The sequence below is a fragment of the Nitrincola schmidtii genome, from assembly GCF_008973715.1.
Lineage (GTDB): Bacteria > Pseudomonadota > Gammaproteobacteria > Pseudomonadales > Balneatricaceae > Nitrincola > Nitrincola schmidtii.
In genome coordinates this window covers 47634-63884 of sequence record NZ_WBOL01000015.1, presented here as the reverse complement: position 1 = coordinate 63884, position 16251 = coordinate 47634, and the positions used below count along the sequence as shown (strand labels likewise).

The window sequence follows — 16251 nt, the reverse complement described above, 5'->3', positions numbered from 1 at the left end:
CCGATGAGCGCAGAAGAAGAATGTAACTGTCCCCCCTGTAAACCGGGCCTCCCCGCCTGGTTAGCGACCTTCGGTGACTTAATGTCACTGTTGATGTGTTTCTTCGTGTTGTTGTTATCTTTTTCTGAAATGGACGTTTTGCGCTTTAAGCAATTGGCGGGTTCGATGCGCGAAGCTTTTGGTGTTCAGGCACAGATCAAAGTTGAAGATATTCCTAAGGGAACCTCTATCATCGCGCAAGAGTTTAGCCCTGGTCGACCTGAGCCTACACCGCTAAATGAAGTCAGGCAGATGACCACCGCTGTCGAACTACACACCTTAGATGTTCGCTCTCAAGAGGGTGAAGCGGTTGTACAAGATCGAGAGGCCGCCAACGATCAGCAGCAACAGCAAGAAGAACAAGCAAGGCAGGATGCGATTCAATTCTCTATGGCGCTGGCTTCTGAGATTGGTGAAGGTGCTGTAGAAGTTGAGACTGAAGGAACTAAGGTCATCATTCGCCTACGTGAGCAAGGTTCTTTTGCACAGGGTTCTGCTTTTGTTGAAGATGATTATATTCCCATTCTTGCTAAGATCCGCGACTTGTTGATTTCCATACCGGGAACCGTTGCTATTGAAGGTCATACGGACTCGGTTCCTTTTAGCAATAATACCTTTCCATCTAATTGGCACTTATCTGCAGCGCGAGCTTTAGCCGTGGCAGATGAGCTATTTGCCGATAGACGTGTCAATGAGAATCGCTTTACCGTTGCCGGTTATGCCTCTGCCAGACCGCGAGTTCCTAATGACTCCGAAGCCAATCGTGCCCGAAATCGTCGTGTTGAAATCATTCTTGAGCGTGGCCAAGATGAATTGGGTATGCCTATCCGAGCAACCTCACCTGAAGACCTTAATGGTCAATCGATCAGTCCAGCCGATATCTTCTGATCTTCCACATGGTTTCTGTGGACTAAATCAACCTTTGTGGCGTATGAGTGTCAAAAAGGAGGTTTAAGTGAAAGATAACTATTCTCGTCCAGTGCCCTCAGGGCGTTTTTCTCGTATGGCTCACATGGGCGGGTTAGTCACACGCGTGGCTAGTGGAATGGTGGCTGAAGGTGCAAGACAGTTAGCTTCTGGGAACCGACCTGTTGCTCGCGATTTGTTATTAACGCCTGCCAATGTTCGTCGTGTCGCTGAAAAGCTCTCGCATCTTCGTGGAGCTGCCATGAAGTTAGGGCAGTTACTATCGATGGATGCCGGAGATCTCATGCCTCCAGAATTGGCAGAGTTACTCGCAACGCTGCGAGCAGGAGCGACCCCTATGCCGATGCTTCAGCTTGCGGGCGTGTTAGAAGAGAATTTAGGTGCCGATTGGCAGGATCAATTTCAGCAATTTGGCTTTTCACCAATTGCTGCAGCTTCGATTGGTCAAGTTCATCGTGCTTTAGATCTTCATGGAAATAGTCTTGCGTTAAAAATTCAATATCCTGGAATTGCTAAAAGTATCGACTCCGATGTAGATAATGTGATTAGCCTATTGAAAATATCACGGTTGCTGCCAAAAGGCGTCATTGCTGATGAGTTAGTCGAGGAGGCCAAGCTTCAACTGCATGCAGAAGCTGACTATATGCTCGAAGCTGGCCATCTTAAGGAGTACCGTCAGCTTTTGTCTGACGATAATCGTTTTAGAGTGCCAGTTTATTATCCTGAGCTCAGTAGTCGTAATTTACTCAGTATGAGTTTTGAGTCTGGTGTGCCTGTTGAGTCTCTTCTTGAGTATCCTTTGGCTGAAAGAAATCGCTGTGCTGAGCTATTACTTTCGTTACTATTTCGCGAATTGTTTGAGTTTAAGCGAGTTCAAACTGATCCTAACTTTGCCAACTTTATGTATGACCCAGAAACATCTCAATTGGTGTTATTAGATTTTGGCGCTACACGAGAATATGGTTCGGACCTTGTCGAGGCCTATCGCCAGCTTTTTGCTGCTGGTCTTCAGCAAGATCGAGAGGGTTTACTGCAAGCTGCCACTCGAATCGGCTACTTTAATAAAGAGATTACCTCGAGCCAGCAACATGCAGTTCTGCAACTGTTTGAACTAGCGATGGAGCCTTTAAGAGCAAAGAGATACGACTTTGGCTCGACTGATTTAGCCAGGCGTCTGCGTGATCAGGGTATGGAGCTAAGTTTGCAGGAAGGATACTGGCACTCCCCTCCGGTTGATGCGCTGTTCTTGCATCGAAAATTAGCAGGTTTGTATCTGTTATTTGCAAGACTTAAGGTTTCTTTAGCATGTCGTGATATACTGCAGCCTTGGTTAAAGTTAGACTAATCAAGGAATTGAATCATGTTCACTCAGCAAATATCACCTGCGTTCTATGATACCGATGGTTTAGGTCATATCAACAATACTCGCGTACCCCAGTGGTTTGAAGCGGCTAGAAACGATCTTTTCAAGATTTTTACACCTGATTTAGATATGAAAAAATGGCAGCTTATCCTGGCTAGAATCGAAGTCGATTTTGTTGGCGAGTTATTTTACGGCAAGGATGTTGAAGTTCGCACAACCGTAAGTCGAATCGGTGGAAGTTCGTTTGGCGTACATCAAGAGGTTTGGCAAAATGGAACACTCGGTGCCAAAGGCGAAGCGACGATGGTGCGTTATGATTTCGCTGCAGGTAAAACCATGCCTTTAAGCGAAGAGCAAAAAACACAACTTCAAGCGCATATGGTTACTGGCGCTGAGTAGTCATCGTTAATCGCTCTTCCAGTCGACTGCGGATATAGGCAACATGAAGCCTTAGGTTGTAGAACTCTTCCATATACGACAGAGGTACAACCGTATCCGCCACTTCGTTTTCGAACTGCCTGACTAAATCTAGATCACTTTGAATTAGCTCTATCGGTAAGTCTGGCTTAGCTAGATCATCATCAATCACTCTTAGGCGTTTATACCAGCGGTAAATACGACGACGTATACGCCAGCGGAAGGCGGGTGGTGCCATGCGCATTAGCGGGATTAGGATGGCTAAGAGAGGAATGATGAGTATCGCCATGCGATCGATCAGCGAAGCCACCCAGAAAGGGAAATGTCTGTGCAGGATATTTGGACCGCGTTCATAAAAATATTGCGCATCTGAAGCAATCGGAATATCTGTATAGAGTAGAGAAGGGAAGTGCTTGATCTCTGTAATCAGATTGATGCGGTTTTGATCCGCTTTAGCGGCTTCAATAAGCAGCTGAACAATAGATTGATGAACGCCTTGTCGAATCGCAATGTAAGTCGCTGGGGCGATCAGTTGTATATCGCGATTGGGTAAATTCGACTGTAGATCAACGACACCTTGATGGAGCGTGACCTGGGTTAAGAATGGAAAACGTCTTTCTAGTGCAGGAGCTCTAGAGAAATTCATTACCTGTAGCTCTGGATCGGCTAACAGACTCGTCATTAATGGTGCGTCCGGTGCCATCACAAAGGCGGCTGCGTCCACTTCTCCTGATTGAAGCGCTTCTGCGGCGGCTTCGCCACCTATTTCAATCAGTTGTGCGTTAGCTTCATAAAACTCTGCAAGACCTGCGGCTTCTAAAAGCATATAGACAAGCTGACGAGTGCCGCTGCCATCACCGCCAATGGCGATACGCATACCTGACAGTTGATCCAGTCTAGTCAGGAAATCAGTATCAGCAAGGTTGACTTGGTTCGGACGATAAAACACAAACAAAGGTTCTAGCGCGATGCTGACAACTGCCTCAAGAGGAATATCATCAAGCTCGGGAAGAGTACCACTTTGCACCAGCGCAGCATCGACCTTGCTATCCAGTAATAGACTCCAGTTTTCAACTGAACCACCACTATTGACCAGTTCAAGTTCAAAGTCACTTGCAGCAAAAGACTCTGCGTAGCGTTTTCCTATTTGCTCGTATGCGCCACCGACACTGCCTGTCGCCATGCTGAATTTATTGGGAGGTGCCGGTTCAACAAACTGCCAAGCAATATAAAAGAACCCAGCACCGATTAAAATAAAGGGGATCAGTACACGAATTGAATCGCTGATGAGTGCAAAGAAAAGTCGAATGTTTCTTGAAAACTTAGGCATTGGCACCTTTTCCTTATGGCGAATGCTTATACTCTACCATGCTCAGCTTTTGGTGCAATTAAATGGCAAGTTAAGAGGTTAACGGGAAGTGTTCACCTCTTATTGAGTATTAACGCAGCAACAGAACCGGAATGCGGCTATGTTGAAGCAATTTGGTGGTCGTGCTACCTACTAGAAATTGGCGAATACGCGAGTGTCCGTAAGCTCCCATGACCAGTAGATCAATCTTCAATTCGGTGACCGTTTGATCTATCACCTTATCGACCTCACCAGCTTTTAACTGTGGGTCAACGATAAAGCCTGCTGTTTCAAGTTTAGCAGTAGCTTCCTTTAATTGTTCATGTGATGTATTGGTATCCGCACCTACCATTAATAGAGTGCAAGGAATGCCTTTTAATAGTGGGCTTCCAGCGACCATGTCGACTGCTTTTTTGGCCGTTTCACTGGCGTCATAGGCAATCATAAAGCGCTCAGGTGCTTTGAAGTCACCAACAGTAATCAGCATGGGGCGGTGCATGGTTCGGATAACACTTTCTAAGTGTGAACCAATATGGGAAGGTGACTCTTCGTGGCTGCCTTCACGCCCTATCACGAGTAGACGAATATCCTGTTGAAGTTCTAACAAGTTCTCGATTAGGTCGCCATGTAGCTGTAAGGATTCTGCATCTTCGACTCCGTCATTTGCAGCACGCTGTTTTGCTTCTTTCAGCATGAGGCGCCCTTGTTCTTTTAGAATCTTCGAACGTTTCTCATCGAGTTCGGATAGCTCATTCATAAGCTGCTCTCGAGCGCCGAGTCCAATGCTGCCGCTGAGGTTGGTTTTGACAGGCTTGTCAGATTTTTCAAGAATATGCAGCAGCGTCAGCGGGGCGTGCATTTGCAGGCTGCTCCATGCCGCGAAATCGCATACGGTTTCCGCGGTATGGTTAAAGGTGTCGATAGAAGCGATCACTTTACTCATTATGAATTCCTTATTAGTGACCCATCAGTTTTTCGATGGCTTCAGGTTTATCATGAACCCCGAAACGGTCAACAATGGTGGCACTGGCTTCGTTCATGCCGATCAGTTCAACGTCAATGCCTTCACGACGGAATTTAATAACGACCTTATCCAATGCGGCGACGGCTGTGATATCCCAGAAATGAGCACGCGTTAGGTCTATGATGACCTTATCAAGATCCTCCTTGAAGTTAAAGGAGTCGGTAAAATGATCTGCAGAGCTAAAAAAGACTTGGCCAACAACATGATAGGTGCGTGTATTCTCTTCATTGACATCAGAGCCGATATACAAAAATTTGCCTACTTTATTGGCAAAGTTAATCGCAGCAATCAAAACGCCGACAAACACGCCGTAGGCAAGGTTGTGTGTAGCAACGACCACAACGACCGTTGCAACCATCACTAGATTGGTCGACATGGGGTGTTTCTTAAGATCGGTAATGGAACTCCAGCTAAAGGTACCGATGGACACCATGATCATCACAGCTACTAAAGCAGCCATGGGAATCATGCCAATCAAATCACTTAAAAATACCACCATAATTAATAGCACAACACCGGCTGTCATGGTTGATAAGCGTCCACGACCACCGGATTTAATGTTGATAATTGACTGACCAATCATTGCGCAACCGGCCATGCCGCCCATTAGGCCGGCACCAATATTGGCAATGCCTTGGCCTTTACATTCGCGGTTTTTGTCACTTTTAGTGTCTGTTAAATCATCGACAATCGTTGCGGTCATTAATGATTCTAATAAGCCTACAATGGTGAGGGCGGCTGAATAAGGCAAAATGATCCATAGGGTTTCTAGGTTTAATGGAACGTCTGGCCATAGAAATACTGGAAGCGTATCGGGCAGATCACCCATGTCGCTGACGGTACGAATATCTAACCCCACCCAATAGGCAAGCCCTGTTAATACCACAATACAAACTAAGGGGGATGGAATGGTTTTATTGATATAGGGAAACAGGTAAATAATAGCTAAACCACCGGCTGTCATGGCATAGACATGCCAAGTTACATTCGTTAATTCGGGAAGTTGCGCCATAAAAATCAAGATGGCTAAGGCATTCACAAATCCGGTGACCACTGAACGAGATACAAATCTCATCAAGCTGCCGAGCTTGATATAACCCGCGATGATTTGCAGTACGCCTGTTAATAAAGTAGCGGCGAGCAAATATTCCAACCCGTGTTCACGAACGAGCGTGACCATCAATAGTGCCATGGCGCCTGTGGCGGCAGATATCATCCCCGGTCGCCCACCGACAATGGCTATAATCACAGCAATACAGAAGGAGGCATAGAGACCGACGCGAGGATCAACACCAGCAATAATAGAGAAGGCAATGGCTTCGGGAATCAGTGCTAAGGCAACAACAAGGCCGGCCAATAAATCGCCACGCACATTACCAAGCCAATCTTGGCGTGTAGAAGAAAGAAGCATAGAGGTTTCCGTATTTCAGTTAAGTGATGTGCTGTCGAGAGAACAAGATGGATGTTTCACATGATCGTACAATGCAAATGAAATGCTGGCTCAAAGCTTTACTGTTTACCTTTACAGGATGGCTTTGATAACTGACTCGGAGTCGAGACCAGGGTAACGTTGCATCGCTCAAAGAACGCTAGGGCGGACTTAAGATCAAGTGATTTTCCTCTGAAGAAGTGTTCGAATGAAGGGTCGAAATTATACATCATCGCTGCAAAAGGGTAACCCTTCAGACTATTCAATAGTCGTGTTCTGTCTTTCGATAACACCTAATCACTGTAATTTCGGTTGGAACAGGCTAAAATGCGCTTTTTTCTTTGCAGGTTATTACGGTGTCCATGAGCGCACAAGATCTTACTACTGACCCTTTTCAGTCGATTCGTCCTTATCGGGACAGTGAAGTGTCTGAAGTCTTAAGCAGAATGGTTCGTGATAATGAACTCGTCGATGTCATTACACACTATCAATTTCCTCGTTTACCCAAGTTCTTACGGCGTTTACTAAGACCCGTTATTAGGATTGCGTTGGCCGCCAAAGTGGGTGAGATTGAAAGTATCACCAGTTTTCAAATGATGGTGGCGGGTTATATGACGAAGATGATCAGTCGCACGACGACTAAACTAAGTTGCAGCGGTATTGATCGCTTAGACCCTCAGGAAGCTTATCTGTTTGTTTCCAATCATCGCGATATCGCTATGGACCCCGCTTTTGTAAATTGGGCCTTGTACCAATATGGTATGAACACGGTACGTATCGCGATTGGCGATAACTTGCTTCGCAAGCCCTATGTATCCGATCTGATGCGCTTAAATAAAAGCTTTATTGTTAAGCGGTCACTAAAAGCCCCCCGTGAAATGATGGCGGCAATGACGCAGTTATCAGAATATATTGATCATAGTGTGCAAACGGGTCATTCCGTTTGGATTGCCCAGCGAGAAGGGCGTTCTAAGGATGGCAATGATAAAACCGATCCAACACTGTTAAAAATGTTTTATATGTCTCACCGCAAACAACGCAGTTTTGCAGAGATGGTTGAGCGATTGAATATCGTGCCTGTGTCTATTTCGTATGAGCTGGATCCTTGTGATGCGGTAAAAGCACGGGAATTAGCCGCAAAAGCGAAAGATGGCGCTTATCAAAAAGCTGAGTTCGAAGATATTGATAGTATTGTGCGCGGGATTACCGGTAATAAAGGTCACGTGCATGTCGATTTTGGTGAGCCTATTCGCGGCCAGTTTGAAACCCCTGAAGCACTAGCAGCAGAGATAGATCGTCAAATCTTGGGTGGTTATTATCTTCATGCGACTCATCTGGCGGCAGCAGATCGTCCTGAGTCAGATGAGTCCAAGAAGGTGTTTAGTCAGCGTCTTGATCAGGTAGATGATGATGCCAAAGTGTTTTTAAAAGCGATGTATGCCAACCCCGTGTTTAATCGTGAAAGGATTGAAGGGCAACTTAAGGATGAAACGAATGCTTAAACTCCGAGCACTGCTGTTTGCGATAGGTTTTTATCCGATTACGATACTCTATGCGATTCCTTGTTTGCTGATAGGACCTTTATTACCATTTCGTGCACGTTTTGTGTTTTTAACTGGAATCAATTACTTCTATGTTTTTTGGTTGCGAGTGACCTGTGGCGTTAAAACGGATGTTGAGGGTCTTGAAAATTTACCTAAGAATCAACCCTATGTGGCGCTTTCAAATCATCAAAGTGAGTGGGAGACTCTGTACTTTCAGATCGTGTTTCGCCCACAAGCGGTGGTGCTTAAAAAAGAGTTACTTAAAATTCCCTTTTTCGGTTGGGCGCTTGGACTTTTAAAGCCAATCGCATTGGATCGTTCTCAGCGTCGAGAAGCGATTAAGCAATTGCTGCGTCAAGGCAGCGAGCGATTGTCAGATGGTATTCCAATATTGATTTTTCCACAGGGAACACGAGTGGCTGTAGGGGAATTGGGCCGTTTCAATAAGGGTGGTGCGATGTTAGCAGTAAAAAACCAAGTGCCGATCGTGCCTGTGGTTCATAATGCTGGACATTGTTGGCCAGGTCAGTCGTTTGTTAAATATCCCGGTACCGTCAAACTGGTGATAGGTCAGCCTGTTCAGACGGAAGGTCGTACTGTGGATGATGTCCATACAGAAGTCGAAGCATGGATGATTGAGCAGATGAAACGTATTGGTGCTTAAACAAATGCGCCCGCAGTAGCGGGCGCATTTCGTTGTAACCTGTGCTTATCTCTAGCCGTTATATTTCTGCAGAACTAAGGTTGCATTAGTGCCGCCAAAACCAAAGCTGTTAGACATCACGCGTTGAAGATCAACATTGTCTTTACGTTCAGTCGCAATTGGCAAGCCCACTGCTTCTGGGTCCAGCTCGTCAATATTAGCTGAAGCGCAGACGAAATTGTTCTGTTGCATTAGGATACAGTAGATAGCCTCTTGCACACCGGTAGCTCCGAGTGAGTGTCCTGCTAAAGACTTAGTCGAGCTAACCGAAGGCATCTTATCGCCAAACAGTTGGCGCATTGCCTTGAGTTCTTGAATATCACCAGCAGGTGTCGAGGTGCCATGCGAGTTGATGTAATCGATAGGGCCATCAACAGTAGCCATAGCTTGCTGCATGCAGCGTACAGCGCCTTCACCAGAAGGAGCCACCATGTCGTAACCATCAGAGGTCGCACCATAGCCCACGATTTCAGCATAGATCTTCGCGCCACGTGCTTTAGCATGCTCCAGTTCTTCAAGAACTAACATACCGCCGCCACCCGCAATAACAAAACCATCTCGGTTAGCATCATAGGCGCGTGATGCTTTTTCAGGTGTATCGTTATACTTGCTAGAGAGCGCGCCCATCGCATCAAACATGACACTTAAGGACCAGTGCAGTTCTTCACCACCACCGGCAAAAATGATGTCTTGTTTGCCTAATTGGATGAGTTCCATTGCATTACCAATACAGTGCGCACTGGTCGCACATGCAGAAGTAATCGAATAGTTAACTCCTTTGATTTTGAAAGGAGTGGCTAAGCAGGCTGACACGGTTGAACCCATGGTACGGGTAACGCGGTAAGGGCCGACGCGACGCACACCTTTATCTCGTAAAATATCAGCACTTTCAACGATGTCGGCAGAAGATGCGCCACCAGAGCCCGCAATTAATCCGGTACGAACATTAGAGACTTGATCTTCAGTCAAGCCAGCATCTTCAATCGCTTGTTTCATGGATAGATAAGCATAAGCAGATGCATTACCCATAAAACGGCGAAGTTTACGATCAATCAAGCTATCAAGGTCGACATCAACTTGACCTGCGACTTGGCTACGAAAGCCCATTTCTTCATATTCCGGCTGAAAACGTATGCCGGAGCGTCCCTCTTTTAGGGATTCGAGAACTGTATCTTGATCATTTCCTAAACAAGAAATGATGCCCATTCCGGTAACCACGACGCGTCGCATGTGTTGACTCTCTCTGCTATGACGTAACTTGATTGATTATTATAGTGTCTGATTAAAAGTTATCTGTTGATGTGAATAAGCCTACACGCAAATCTTTAGCGGTGTAGATCTCACGTCCATCAACTGACATGCTGGCATCGGCTATACCCATCACCAGTTTGCGTTCAATAACACGCTTTAACTGGACATGGTAGGTCACTTTTTTTGCTGTTGGCAGCACTTGACCAAAGAATTTAACTTCACCGGCGCCTAGCGCACGTCCGCGACCTTTGTTGCCTTTCCAGCCAAGGAAGAAACCGACAATTTGCCACATGGCGTCTAGACCTAAGCAGCCAGGCATGACGGGATCGGTAGGGAAATGACATTCAAAGAACCAAAGATCAGGATTGATATCCAGTTCAGCAATAATTTCACCTTTACCAAACTCACCACCATCTTCTGTAATCGTAATGATACGATCCATCATCAGCATATTGCCGACAGGTAAGCGTGCATTGCCAAGGCCGAACATTTCACCGTAGCCGCATTTAAGGAGATCTTCGCGTTCAAAAGAGGAGGGTCTAGTCATGAAGTTATGTCTGTCCAAAACGTTAAATTCAAATTATTTAAACGATTATACCGTCTGAGTGTAGCAGAGGCACGAATTGTTGCTGAATATTTGCACAGTCATCGGTCATTTCGGCCTTAAAAATCATTTTTTACGCGCTGCAGCCAGTTCTGCAAGGGTCAATAACGTGTCCTTGAATGAGCTATCAGCTATGGCGCTGAGTGCGCTTTTAGCCAGTTCGACTTGCTCATTTGCCGCGTTTTGCGCGTACTCTATCGCGCCAGATCGTTTGACGATATTCAAAATAGGTTGTAGATCGTCCAGTCCGCCTTGTCGAATGGCATTGCGAATCAGCTGGCGTTCCTCATCAGTACCGACTTGCATCGCTCTGATTAATGGCAGCGTCGCCTTGCCCTCGGCGAGATCGTCACCGACGTTTTTACCCATTTCATCTGCGGTCGAAAGGTAATCCATCACATCATCTGTAATTTGGAAAGCGATTCCAATATAGCGGCCATAAAGTCGAAGTGCTTCTCTTTCAGCGGTAGTTGAATCCGCTAAAATGGCACCGCATTCAGTAGCTGCTTCAAATAGCATCGCCGTTTTGCCCAGAATCACCTGCATGTAGCTGTCTTCAGTTGTGTCTGGATTGCGCTGATTGAGTAGTTGAAGCACTTCACCTTCGGCGATCACGGTGGTGGCATTCGAGATGACTTGCATGATTTCCATGCGGCCAATTTCAACCATGATCTGAAATGAGCGGGAATACAGAAAGTCACCGACGAGTACGCTGGGCGCATTACCCCATTTAGCATTTGCGGTCGCATTGCCACGGCGTAGTTCAGAATTATCGACGACATCATCATGCAACAGTGTGGCGGTGTGGATAAATTCAATCACCGCGGCTAAACGAATATGCAGCTCACCCTTGTATCCACAGGCGTTGGCACTTAATAATGCTAATAACGGACGAAGACGTTTGCCACCGCTTTCAACAATGTAGTGACCCATTTTCTCAACCAAAGGAACATTAGACCCAAGGTTGTTCAAAATGAAGTCGGTGACGGCATCGAACTGGGGTTCGATAAGTGGATTAAGCTGATGTGGCTGCATGAATTCGTTTGGCTGGAAAATTAATGATGGCTGAATGCTAGGGAGTACGGGTCATGATGTCAAGAAACAGAGGCTTTCGACCATGGGTGTAAATCAGATAAATACGCCTGTCCAGCGCTGTCAATGGTGTACTGATGATCCTATTTATATTGCCTACCATGATAATGAGTGGGGACGGCCTGTTTATGATGATCGACATTTATTTGAAATGTTAATCCTAGAAGGCGCACAAGCTGGATTGAGCTGGATTGAGCTGGATAACGATTTTGCGTAAAAGAGAGGCTTACCGCGAGGCATTTTGTGATTTTGAGGTGGCAACAGTGGCTGCTTTTACGGAGCAGGATGTCGCCCGCTTAATGCTAAATACAGGTATCGTTCGTAATCGCCTAAAAATCTCGGCGGCAATCCATAATGCGCGGTGTGTTTTGGAGCTTGTGTCGGAAGGGCAAACCTTGAGTCAGTTTTTGTGGAGTTTTGTTGATGGGAAGCCTGTCGTGAATCAAGGGTTGGCTTATGATGAGATCCCCACGCAGACAGATCAGTCGGTTGCTATGAGTTGTGCATTAAAGAAACGCGGTTTTAAATTCGTAGGCCCCACGATTTGTTATGCCTTTATGCAAGCTGTGGGGATGGTGAATGATCATGAGAAGGGCTGTTATTTGTATGCGGAATGATCCACGTTATAAGAACCCTTGTCTGGAGTGAGTTTACATTTTTTGACAATTTGTCTGCTTAGATTTAATCGGCTATAAAGGTTGAACTTATAAGGCTTGCTCTGTATAATTGCGCGCCCTGAGCTTGTCTAAATCACGCTCCCTGTTATAGGGTTTTAGCATGTTTTTCAATTTAGCTGAAAAACAGCCCTTAGAAGCAGGTTTCGTTTCTAGTAGCCAGACAAGCGTAACCTGGAGAAAATTATGTTCGCAGTAATTGTAAGTGGCGGTAAGCAGTACCGTGTACAGGAAGGTCAAACTCTTAAGCTTGAAAAATTAGCGGTAGAGCAAGGCGGTAAAGTGGAATTCGATCGCGTATTGCTTGTTAGCAATGGCGACAACGTCACTGTCGGTGCGCCGGTTGTTGAAGGTGCTAAAGTGTCTGCAGAAGTGGTAAGCCACGGTCGCGGAGACAAAGTTACGATCATCAAATTCCGTCGTCGTAAGCACCACATGAAGCGTCAGGGCCACCGTCAGTGGTTCACCGAAGTTAAGATTACCGGTATCAGTGCATAAGCACGCTGCCGAAATACGCATAGGAGAGATATAATGGCTCATAAGAAGGCGGGTGGTTCAACGCGCAACGGTCGCGACTCACAGTCTAAGCGTCTAGGTGTTAAGCGTTTCGGTGGTCAAGCCGTTATCGCTGGTAACATCCTAGTTCGTCAGCGCGGTACTAAGTTCCACGCGGGTGAAAACGTAGGTCTTGGTAAAGATCACACTCTGTTTGCAACTGCAGACGGCGTAGTTAAGTTTGTTATTAAAGGCGCTCAAAAACGTCAGTACGTTACTGTCGTTCCTGCATAAGCAGCCTTTACGCGCATACTAAAAAGCTCCGCCTAGCGGGGCTTTTTTTATGTACAGGGACGTACGGTATGCCGCGAGCGCATGGATGCGCAGGAGCGGCGATTGAAAGGGATGCGCAAGGGCCGCGAGCGCATGGATGCGCAGGAGCGGCGATGATGTAAAAATTTAGAAAGGCATAGCCTTTCGGGAGAGAGAAGATGAAATTTGTCGATGAAGCAACCATTACCGTAGAAGCAGGTAAAGGCGGAAACGGCTGTATGAGCTTTCGGCGTGAAAAATTCATCCCGAAAGGTGGTCCTGATGGTGGCGATGGTGGTGATGGAGGTTCGGTGTGGGTTGAGGCGGATGAAAGCCTTAACACACTGATCGATTATCGCTTCACTCGTCACTACAAAGCACAAAACGGTGAAGGTGGTCGAGGAGCTAACTGTACTGGCGCCAAGGGTGAAGATCTGACGCTGAAAGTGCCAGTCGGTACTACCATTGTCGATATCGATACGGATGAGGTCTTGGCAGATCTTACACAAATTGGTCAGCGTGAAAAAATTGCTCAAGGCGGCTTCCATGGTTTGGGTAATGCGCGCTACAAAAGCAGCGTTAATCGTGCACCGCGTCAAACCACTAAAGGCTCGCCAGGTGAGTTACGTAATCTGCGTCTAGAGCTAAAAGTGTTAGCTGATGTAGGTTTGCTAGGTTTGCCTAATGCTGGAAAGTCGACCTTTATTCGTTCCGTTTCTGCGGCAACACCAAAAGTCGCTGATTATCCTTTCACGACACTGGTGCCGAATCTAGGGGTTGTGCGTACGGATGCGCTTCGCAGTTTTGTTGTCGCGGATATTCCCGGAATCATTGAAGGTGCTGCGGAAGGTGCTGGCCTAGGCATTCGGTTTTTGAAGCATTTGGCTCGAAATCGTGTGCTCTTGCATATCGTCGATATGGCGCCTTGGGATGAAACGACGCCGGCACAAGCGGCATTAACTGCGGTCAGTGAGTTGACCCGATTCAGTCAAACGCTGGCTCAGCAGCCACGTTGGTTGGTACTGAACAAGTTAGATTTGCTGCCTGAAGAAGATCAGGATGCTGCCTGTCAGGCGGTGATCGATGCGCTAGAGTGGCAGGGACCTTTGTATCGTATTTCTGCATTGAATAAGCAGGGCTTAAAGCCATTAATTCATGATTTACAAAACTTCTTAGATGAGCGATCTGAAGCGATCATCGCAGATCCTTCATTGCTGGAAGAAGAGCATAAAACCCGCCTGATCATCGATCATGAGGCACGTGAAAATCTTGAGCGTCTCAAGGCTGAGTTGCGTGCTAAACGAGAAGATGATGATTGGGATGATGATTTTGATGACGACGACTACGATGTCGAAGTTGAGTATGTGCGCTAACGGAGTATAAAAAAGCATGTCAGGGCGTGAGCGATTAGGTGGTCGAGGGCGTTGGGTCGTTAAAATCGGTAGTTCATTGTTGACGAATGATGGTCAAGGATTGGATGAAGTAGCGATTTCACGTTGGGTTGAGCAGTTGGTTCATTTGCGTGAAGCAGGTATTGAAGTGATATTGGTCTCTTCAGGTGCCGTTGCCGAGGGTATGAATCGTTTGGGATGGAAAACGCGTCCTAGTGAAGTATTTCGACTGCAAGCCGCTGCTGCTGTGGGTCAAATGGGCTTGGTACAAACCTGGGAGGCTTGCTTTTGGAAGCATGGTGTCCATACCGCTCAGGTGTTGCTGACTCATGATGACTTGTCTAATCGTAAGCGTTACCTGAATGCTCGCTCAACCTTGCGTACCTTGATTGAGCTGGGTGTGGTTGCCGTTGTTAATGAAAATGATACGGTGGTCACTAGCGAAATTCGTTTTGGTGATAATGATACGCTTGGTGCATTGGTGGCTAATGCCGTTGAAGCGGATGCACTCATTCTTCTAACCGATCAGAAGGGGCTGTTTACGGCCGATCCGCGACAAGATCCCGATGCTGAGTTGATTGTCGAGGCGCGTGCTGAAGATGAGCGGGTTCAGGCTGTTGCCGGTGATGGTGGCTTGTTAGGTCGTGGCGGTATGATCACTAAGGTGCGTGCGGCTCGTTTAGCGGCCCGTTCTGGGGCGGTGACTGTCATCGCCAGTGGTCGTGAAGAGAATGTCCTGAGTCGTCTGTTTGCTGGTGAATCACTGGGAACCTTGTTAACGCCTGATCGTGAGCCCATGGTGGCACGTAAACAATGGATTGCAGGTCATTTGCAGGCTAGAGGGGCGCTCATTGTCGATGCGGGTGCTGTCAAGGCACTGACAAACGGTGGTAGAAGTTTGCTGCCTGCGGGCGTGTTGAATGTTACCGGTGACTTCTCTCGAGGAGAGATGGTGATGATTCAGGATGAGATGGGTAGCGTTATTGCGCGTGGTTTGGTCAATTATGGCGCGGATGATGCGCGTCGTATTATGCGTCACCCAACCAAGGCTATTGCTGGTTTATTGGGGTTTATGGGTGAAGAAGAGTTAGTGCATCGCGATAATATGGTGCTAGCTTAGGTTTAGTGATTTGAGAGTTTAGTTCTTTGAGAGTTTAGTGCTTTGAGCAGACACAAAAAAACCGGCCTTAGCCGGTTTTTTTACAATAGCTTGTATTAAGCCATTGCTTTGATTTTTGCAGACAAACGGCTCTTGTGACGCGCAATCTTATTGGCGTGAAAAATGCCTTTGTTTGCAGAGCTATCCAAAACAGGCTGTGCTGTTTTGAATGCCGCTTCAGCAGCAGCTTTATCACCAGCGGCGATAGCGTTGATAACTCTTTTCAAGTAGGTACGTGCCATGGAGCGCAGACTAGCGTTTTGCTGACGACGCTTCTCCGCCTGGCGAGCACGTTTACGGGATCCTGCGGAATTAGCCACAGTCGGCTCCTTTAAACTTAGGTTGATCAAATTACGGCGGTAGTAGTGCCGGAAAACAGACGCGAAATTATTCCTGCTTACGAAGGTATTGTCAACTGTTTATCACGAATTCTCTCGCGCGTATGCTATGAGCGGCCCTTAAAGCACGCTATTATTTGC

The 16251-nt window shown here is 46.7% G+C and carries 18 protein-coding genes; 11 read left to right on the top strand and 7 right to left on the bottom strand.

Features of this window, described 5'->3' with window-relative positions:
- Positions 1 to 3: 3 nt before the first annotated feature.
- From F7R24_RS12775 to F7R24_RS12765, 3 genes are all read left to right on the top strand, one after another.
- The gene (locus F7R24_RS12775; protein WP_151671648.1) at positions 4 to 927 is read left to right on the top strand and encodes a flagellar motor protein MotB; all 924 of its coding nucleotides are present in this window, start codon (positions 4 to 6) and stop codon (positions 925 to 927) included.
- A 67-nt stretch (positions 928 to 994) separates the two neighbouring features.
- Positions 995 to 2311, top strand: coding sequence for an ABC1 kinase family protein (locus F7R24_RS12770; RefSeq protein ID WP_240776113.1), 1317 nt, complete (start codon positions 995 to 997; stop codon positions 2309 to 2311).
- Positions 2312 to 2326: 15 nt separating this feature from the next.
- Positions 2327 to 2728, top strand: a complete 402-nt coding sequence (locus F7R24_RS12765; protein ID WP_151671647.1) for an acyl-CoA thioesterase — start codon at positions 2327 to 2329, stop codon at positions 2726 to 2728.
- Here F7R24_RS12765 and F7R24_RS12760 read toward each other — a convergent pair.
- The 3 genes from F7R24_RS12760 to F7R24_RS12750 form a co-directional block, all read right to left on the bottom strand.
- Positions 2712 to 4076, bottom strand: coding sequence for a TAXI family TRAP transporter solute-binding subunit (locus tag F7R24_RS12760; RefSeq protein ID WP_151671646.1), 1365 nt, complete (start codon positions 4074 to 4076; stop codon positions 2712 to 2714). The two genes, F7R24_RS12765 and F7R24_RS12760, sit on opposite strands and share 17 nt — an antisense overlap.
- A gap of 109 nt (positions 4077 to 4185) precedes the next feature.
- Positions 4186 to 5037 (bottom strand): universal stress protein, encoded by an 852-nt coding sequence (locus F7R24_RS12755; RefSeq protein ID WP_151671645.1) that lies wholly within the window; start codon positions 5035 to 5037, stop codon positions 4186 to 4188.
- 13 nt (positions 5038 to 5050) lie between these two features.
- Complete coding sequence (locus tag F7R24_RS12750) at positions 5051 to 6529, bottom strand: SulP family inorganic anion transporter (RefSeq protein WP_151671644.1); 1479 nt, start codon at positions 6527 to 6529, stop codon at positions 5051 to 5053.
- Positions 6530 to 6909: 380 nt separating this feature from the next.
- Here F7R24_RS12750 and F7R24_RS12745 point away from each other — a divergent pair, with 380 nt between their 5' ends.
- Both F7R24_RS12745 and F7R24_RS12740 read left to right on the top strand, forming a co-directional pair.
- A complete protein-coding gene (locus tag F7R24_RS12745) occupies positions 6910 to 8049 on the top strand; it encodes a 1-acyl-sn-glycerol-3-phosphate acyltransferase (protein ID WP_151671643.1) in 1140 nt (379 codons plus the stop codon).
- Positions 8042 to 8755, top strand: a complete 714-nt coding sequence (locus F7R24_RS12740; RefSeq protein ID WP_240776112.1) for a lysophospholipid acyltransferase family protein — start codon at positions 8042 to 8044, stop codon at positions 8753 to 8755. The genes F7R24_RS12745 and F7R24_RS12740 overlap by 8 nt, the downstream gene beginning before the upstream one ends.
- A gap of 51 nt (positions 8756 to 8806) precedes the next feature.
- Here F7R24_RS12740 and fabB read toward each other — a convergent pair whose 3' ends face one another.
- The 3 genes from fabB to F7R24_RS12725 all read right to left on the bottom strand — a co-directional run bounded on the left by fabB (position 8807) and on the right by F7R24_RS12725 (position 11684).
- The gene (gene fabB / locus F7R24_RS12735; protein WP_151671641.1) at positions 8807 to 10024 is read right to left on the bottom strand and encodes a beta-ketoacyl-ACP synthase I; all 1218 of its coding nucleotides are present in this window, start codon (positions 10022 to 10024) and stop codon (positions 8807 to 8809) included.
- A gap of 52 nt (positions 10025 to 10076) precedes the next feature.
- Positions 10077 to 10592, bottom strand: coding sequence for a bifunctional 3-hydroxydecanoyl-ACP dehydratase/trans-2-decenoyl-ACP isomerase (gene fabA, locus F7R24_RS12730; protein WP_151671640.1), 516 nt, complete (start codon positions 10590 to 10592; stop codon positions 10077 to 10079).
- A gap of 123 nt (positions 10593 to 10715) precedes the next feature.
- On the bottom strand, positions 10716 to 11684 hold the full coding sequence (locus tag F7R24_RS12725) for a polyprenyl synthetase family protein (RefSeq protein ID WP_151671639.1): 969 nt from the start codon (positions 11682 to 11684) through the stop codon (positions 10716 to 10718).
- Positions 11685 to 11766: 82 nt separating this feature from the next.
- On the opposite strand from F7R24_RS12725, the gene F7R24_RS15005 reads away from it, so the two are divergent.
- From F7R24_RS15005 to proB, 6 genes are all read left to right on the top strand, one after another.
- The gene (locus tag F7R24_RS15005) at positions 11767 to 11958 is read left to right on the top strand and encodes a DNA-3-methyladenine glycosylase I (RefSeq protein WP_420812987.1); all 192 of its coding nucleotides are present in this window, start codon (positions 11767 to 11769) and stop codon (positions 11956 to 11958) included.
- On the top strand, positions 11951 to 12358 hold the full coding sequence (locus tag F7R24_RS12720; protein ID WP_420812986.1) for a DNA-3-methyladenine glycosylase I: 408 nt from the start codon (positions 11951 to 11953) through the stop codon (positions 12356 to 12358). The genes F7R24_RS15005 and F7R24_RS12720 overlap by 8 nt, the downstream gene beginning before the upstream one ends.
- 243 nt (positions 12359 to 12601) lie before the next feature.
- Positions 12602 to 12913 carry a 50S ribosomal protein L21 gene (gene rplU, locus F7R24_RS12715; protein WP_036546676.1) on the top strand — a complete coding sequence of 104 codons (312 nt, stop codon included), beginning with the start codon at positions 12602 to 12604 and terminating at the stop codon, positions 12911 to 12913.
- 33 nt (positions 12914 to 12946) lie between these two features.
- Entirely contained in the window at positions 12947 to 13204 is a 258-nt protein-coding gene (gene rpmA, locus F7R24_RS12710) for a 50S ribosomal protein L27 (protein ID WP_151671638.1), read from the top strand.
- Positions 13205 to 13401: 197 nt separating this feature from the next.
- Positions 13402 to 14595, top strand: a complete 1194-nt coding sequence (gene cgtA / locus F7R24_RS12705) for an Obg family GTPase CgtA (protein WP_151671637.1) — start codon at positions 13402 to 13404, stop codon at positions 14593 to 14595.
- Between the two features lie 16 nt (positions 14596 to 14611).
- A complete protein-coding gene (gene proB / locus F7R24_RS12700; protein WP_151671636.1) occupies positions 14612 to 15733 on the top strand; it encodes a glutamate 5-kinase in 1122 nt (373 codons plus the stop codon).
- Between the two features lie 95 nt (positions 15734 to 15828).
- Here the strand turns inward: proB and rpsT are convergent, their stop codons facing one another.
- Positions 15829 to 16092 carry a 30S ribosomal protein S20 gene (gene rpsT, locus F7R24_RS12695; protein ID WP_151671635.1) on the bottom strand — a complete coding sequence of 88 codons (264 nt, stop codon included), beginning with the start codon at positions 16090 to 16092 and terminating at the stop codon, positions 15829 to 15831.
- Between the last annotated feature and the right edge of the window lie 159 nt (positions 16093 to 16251).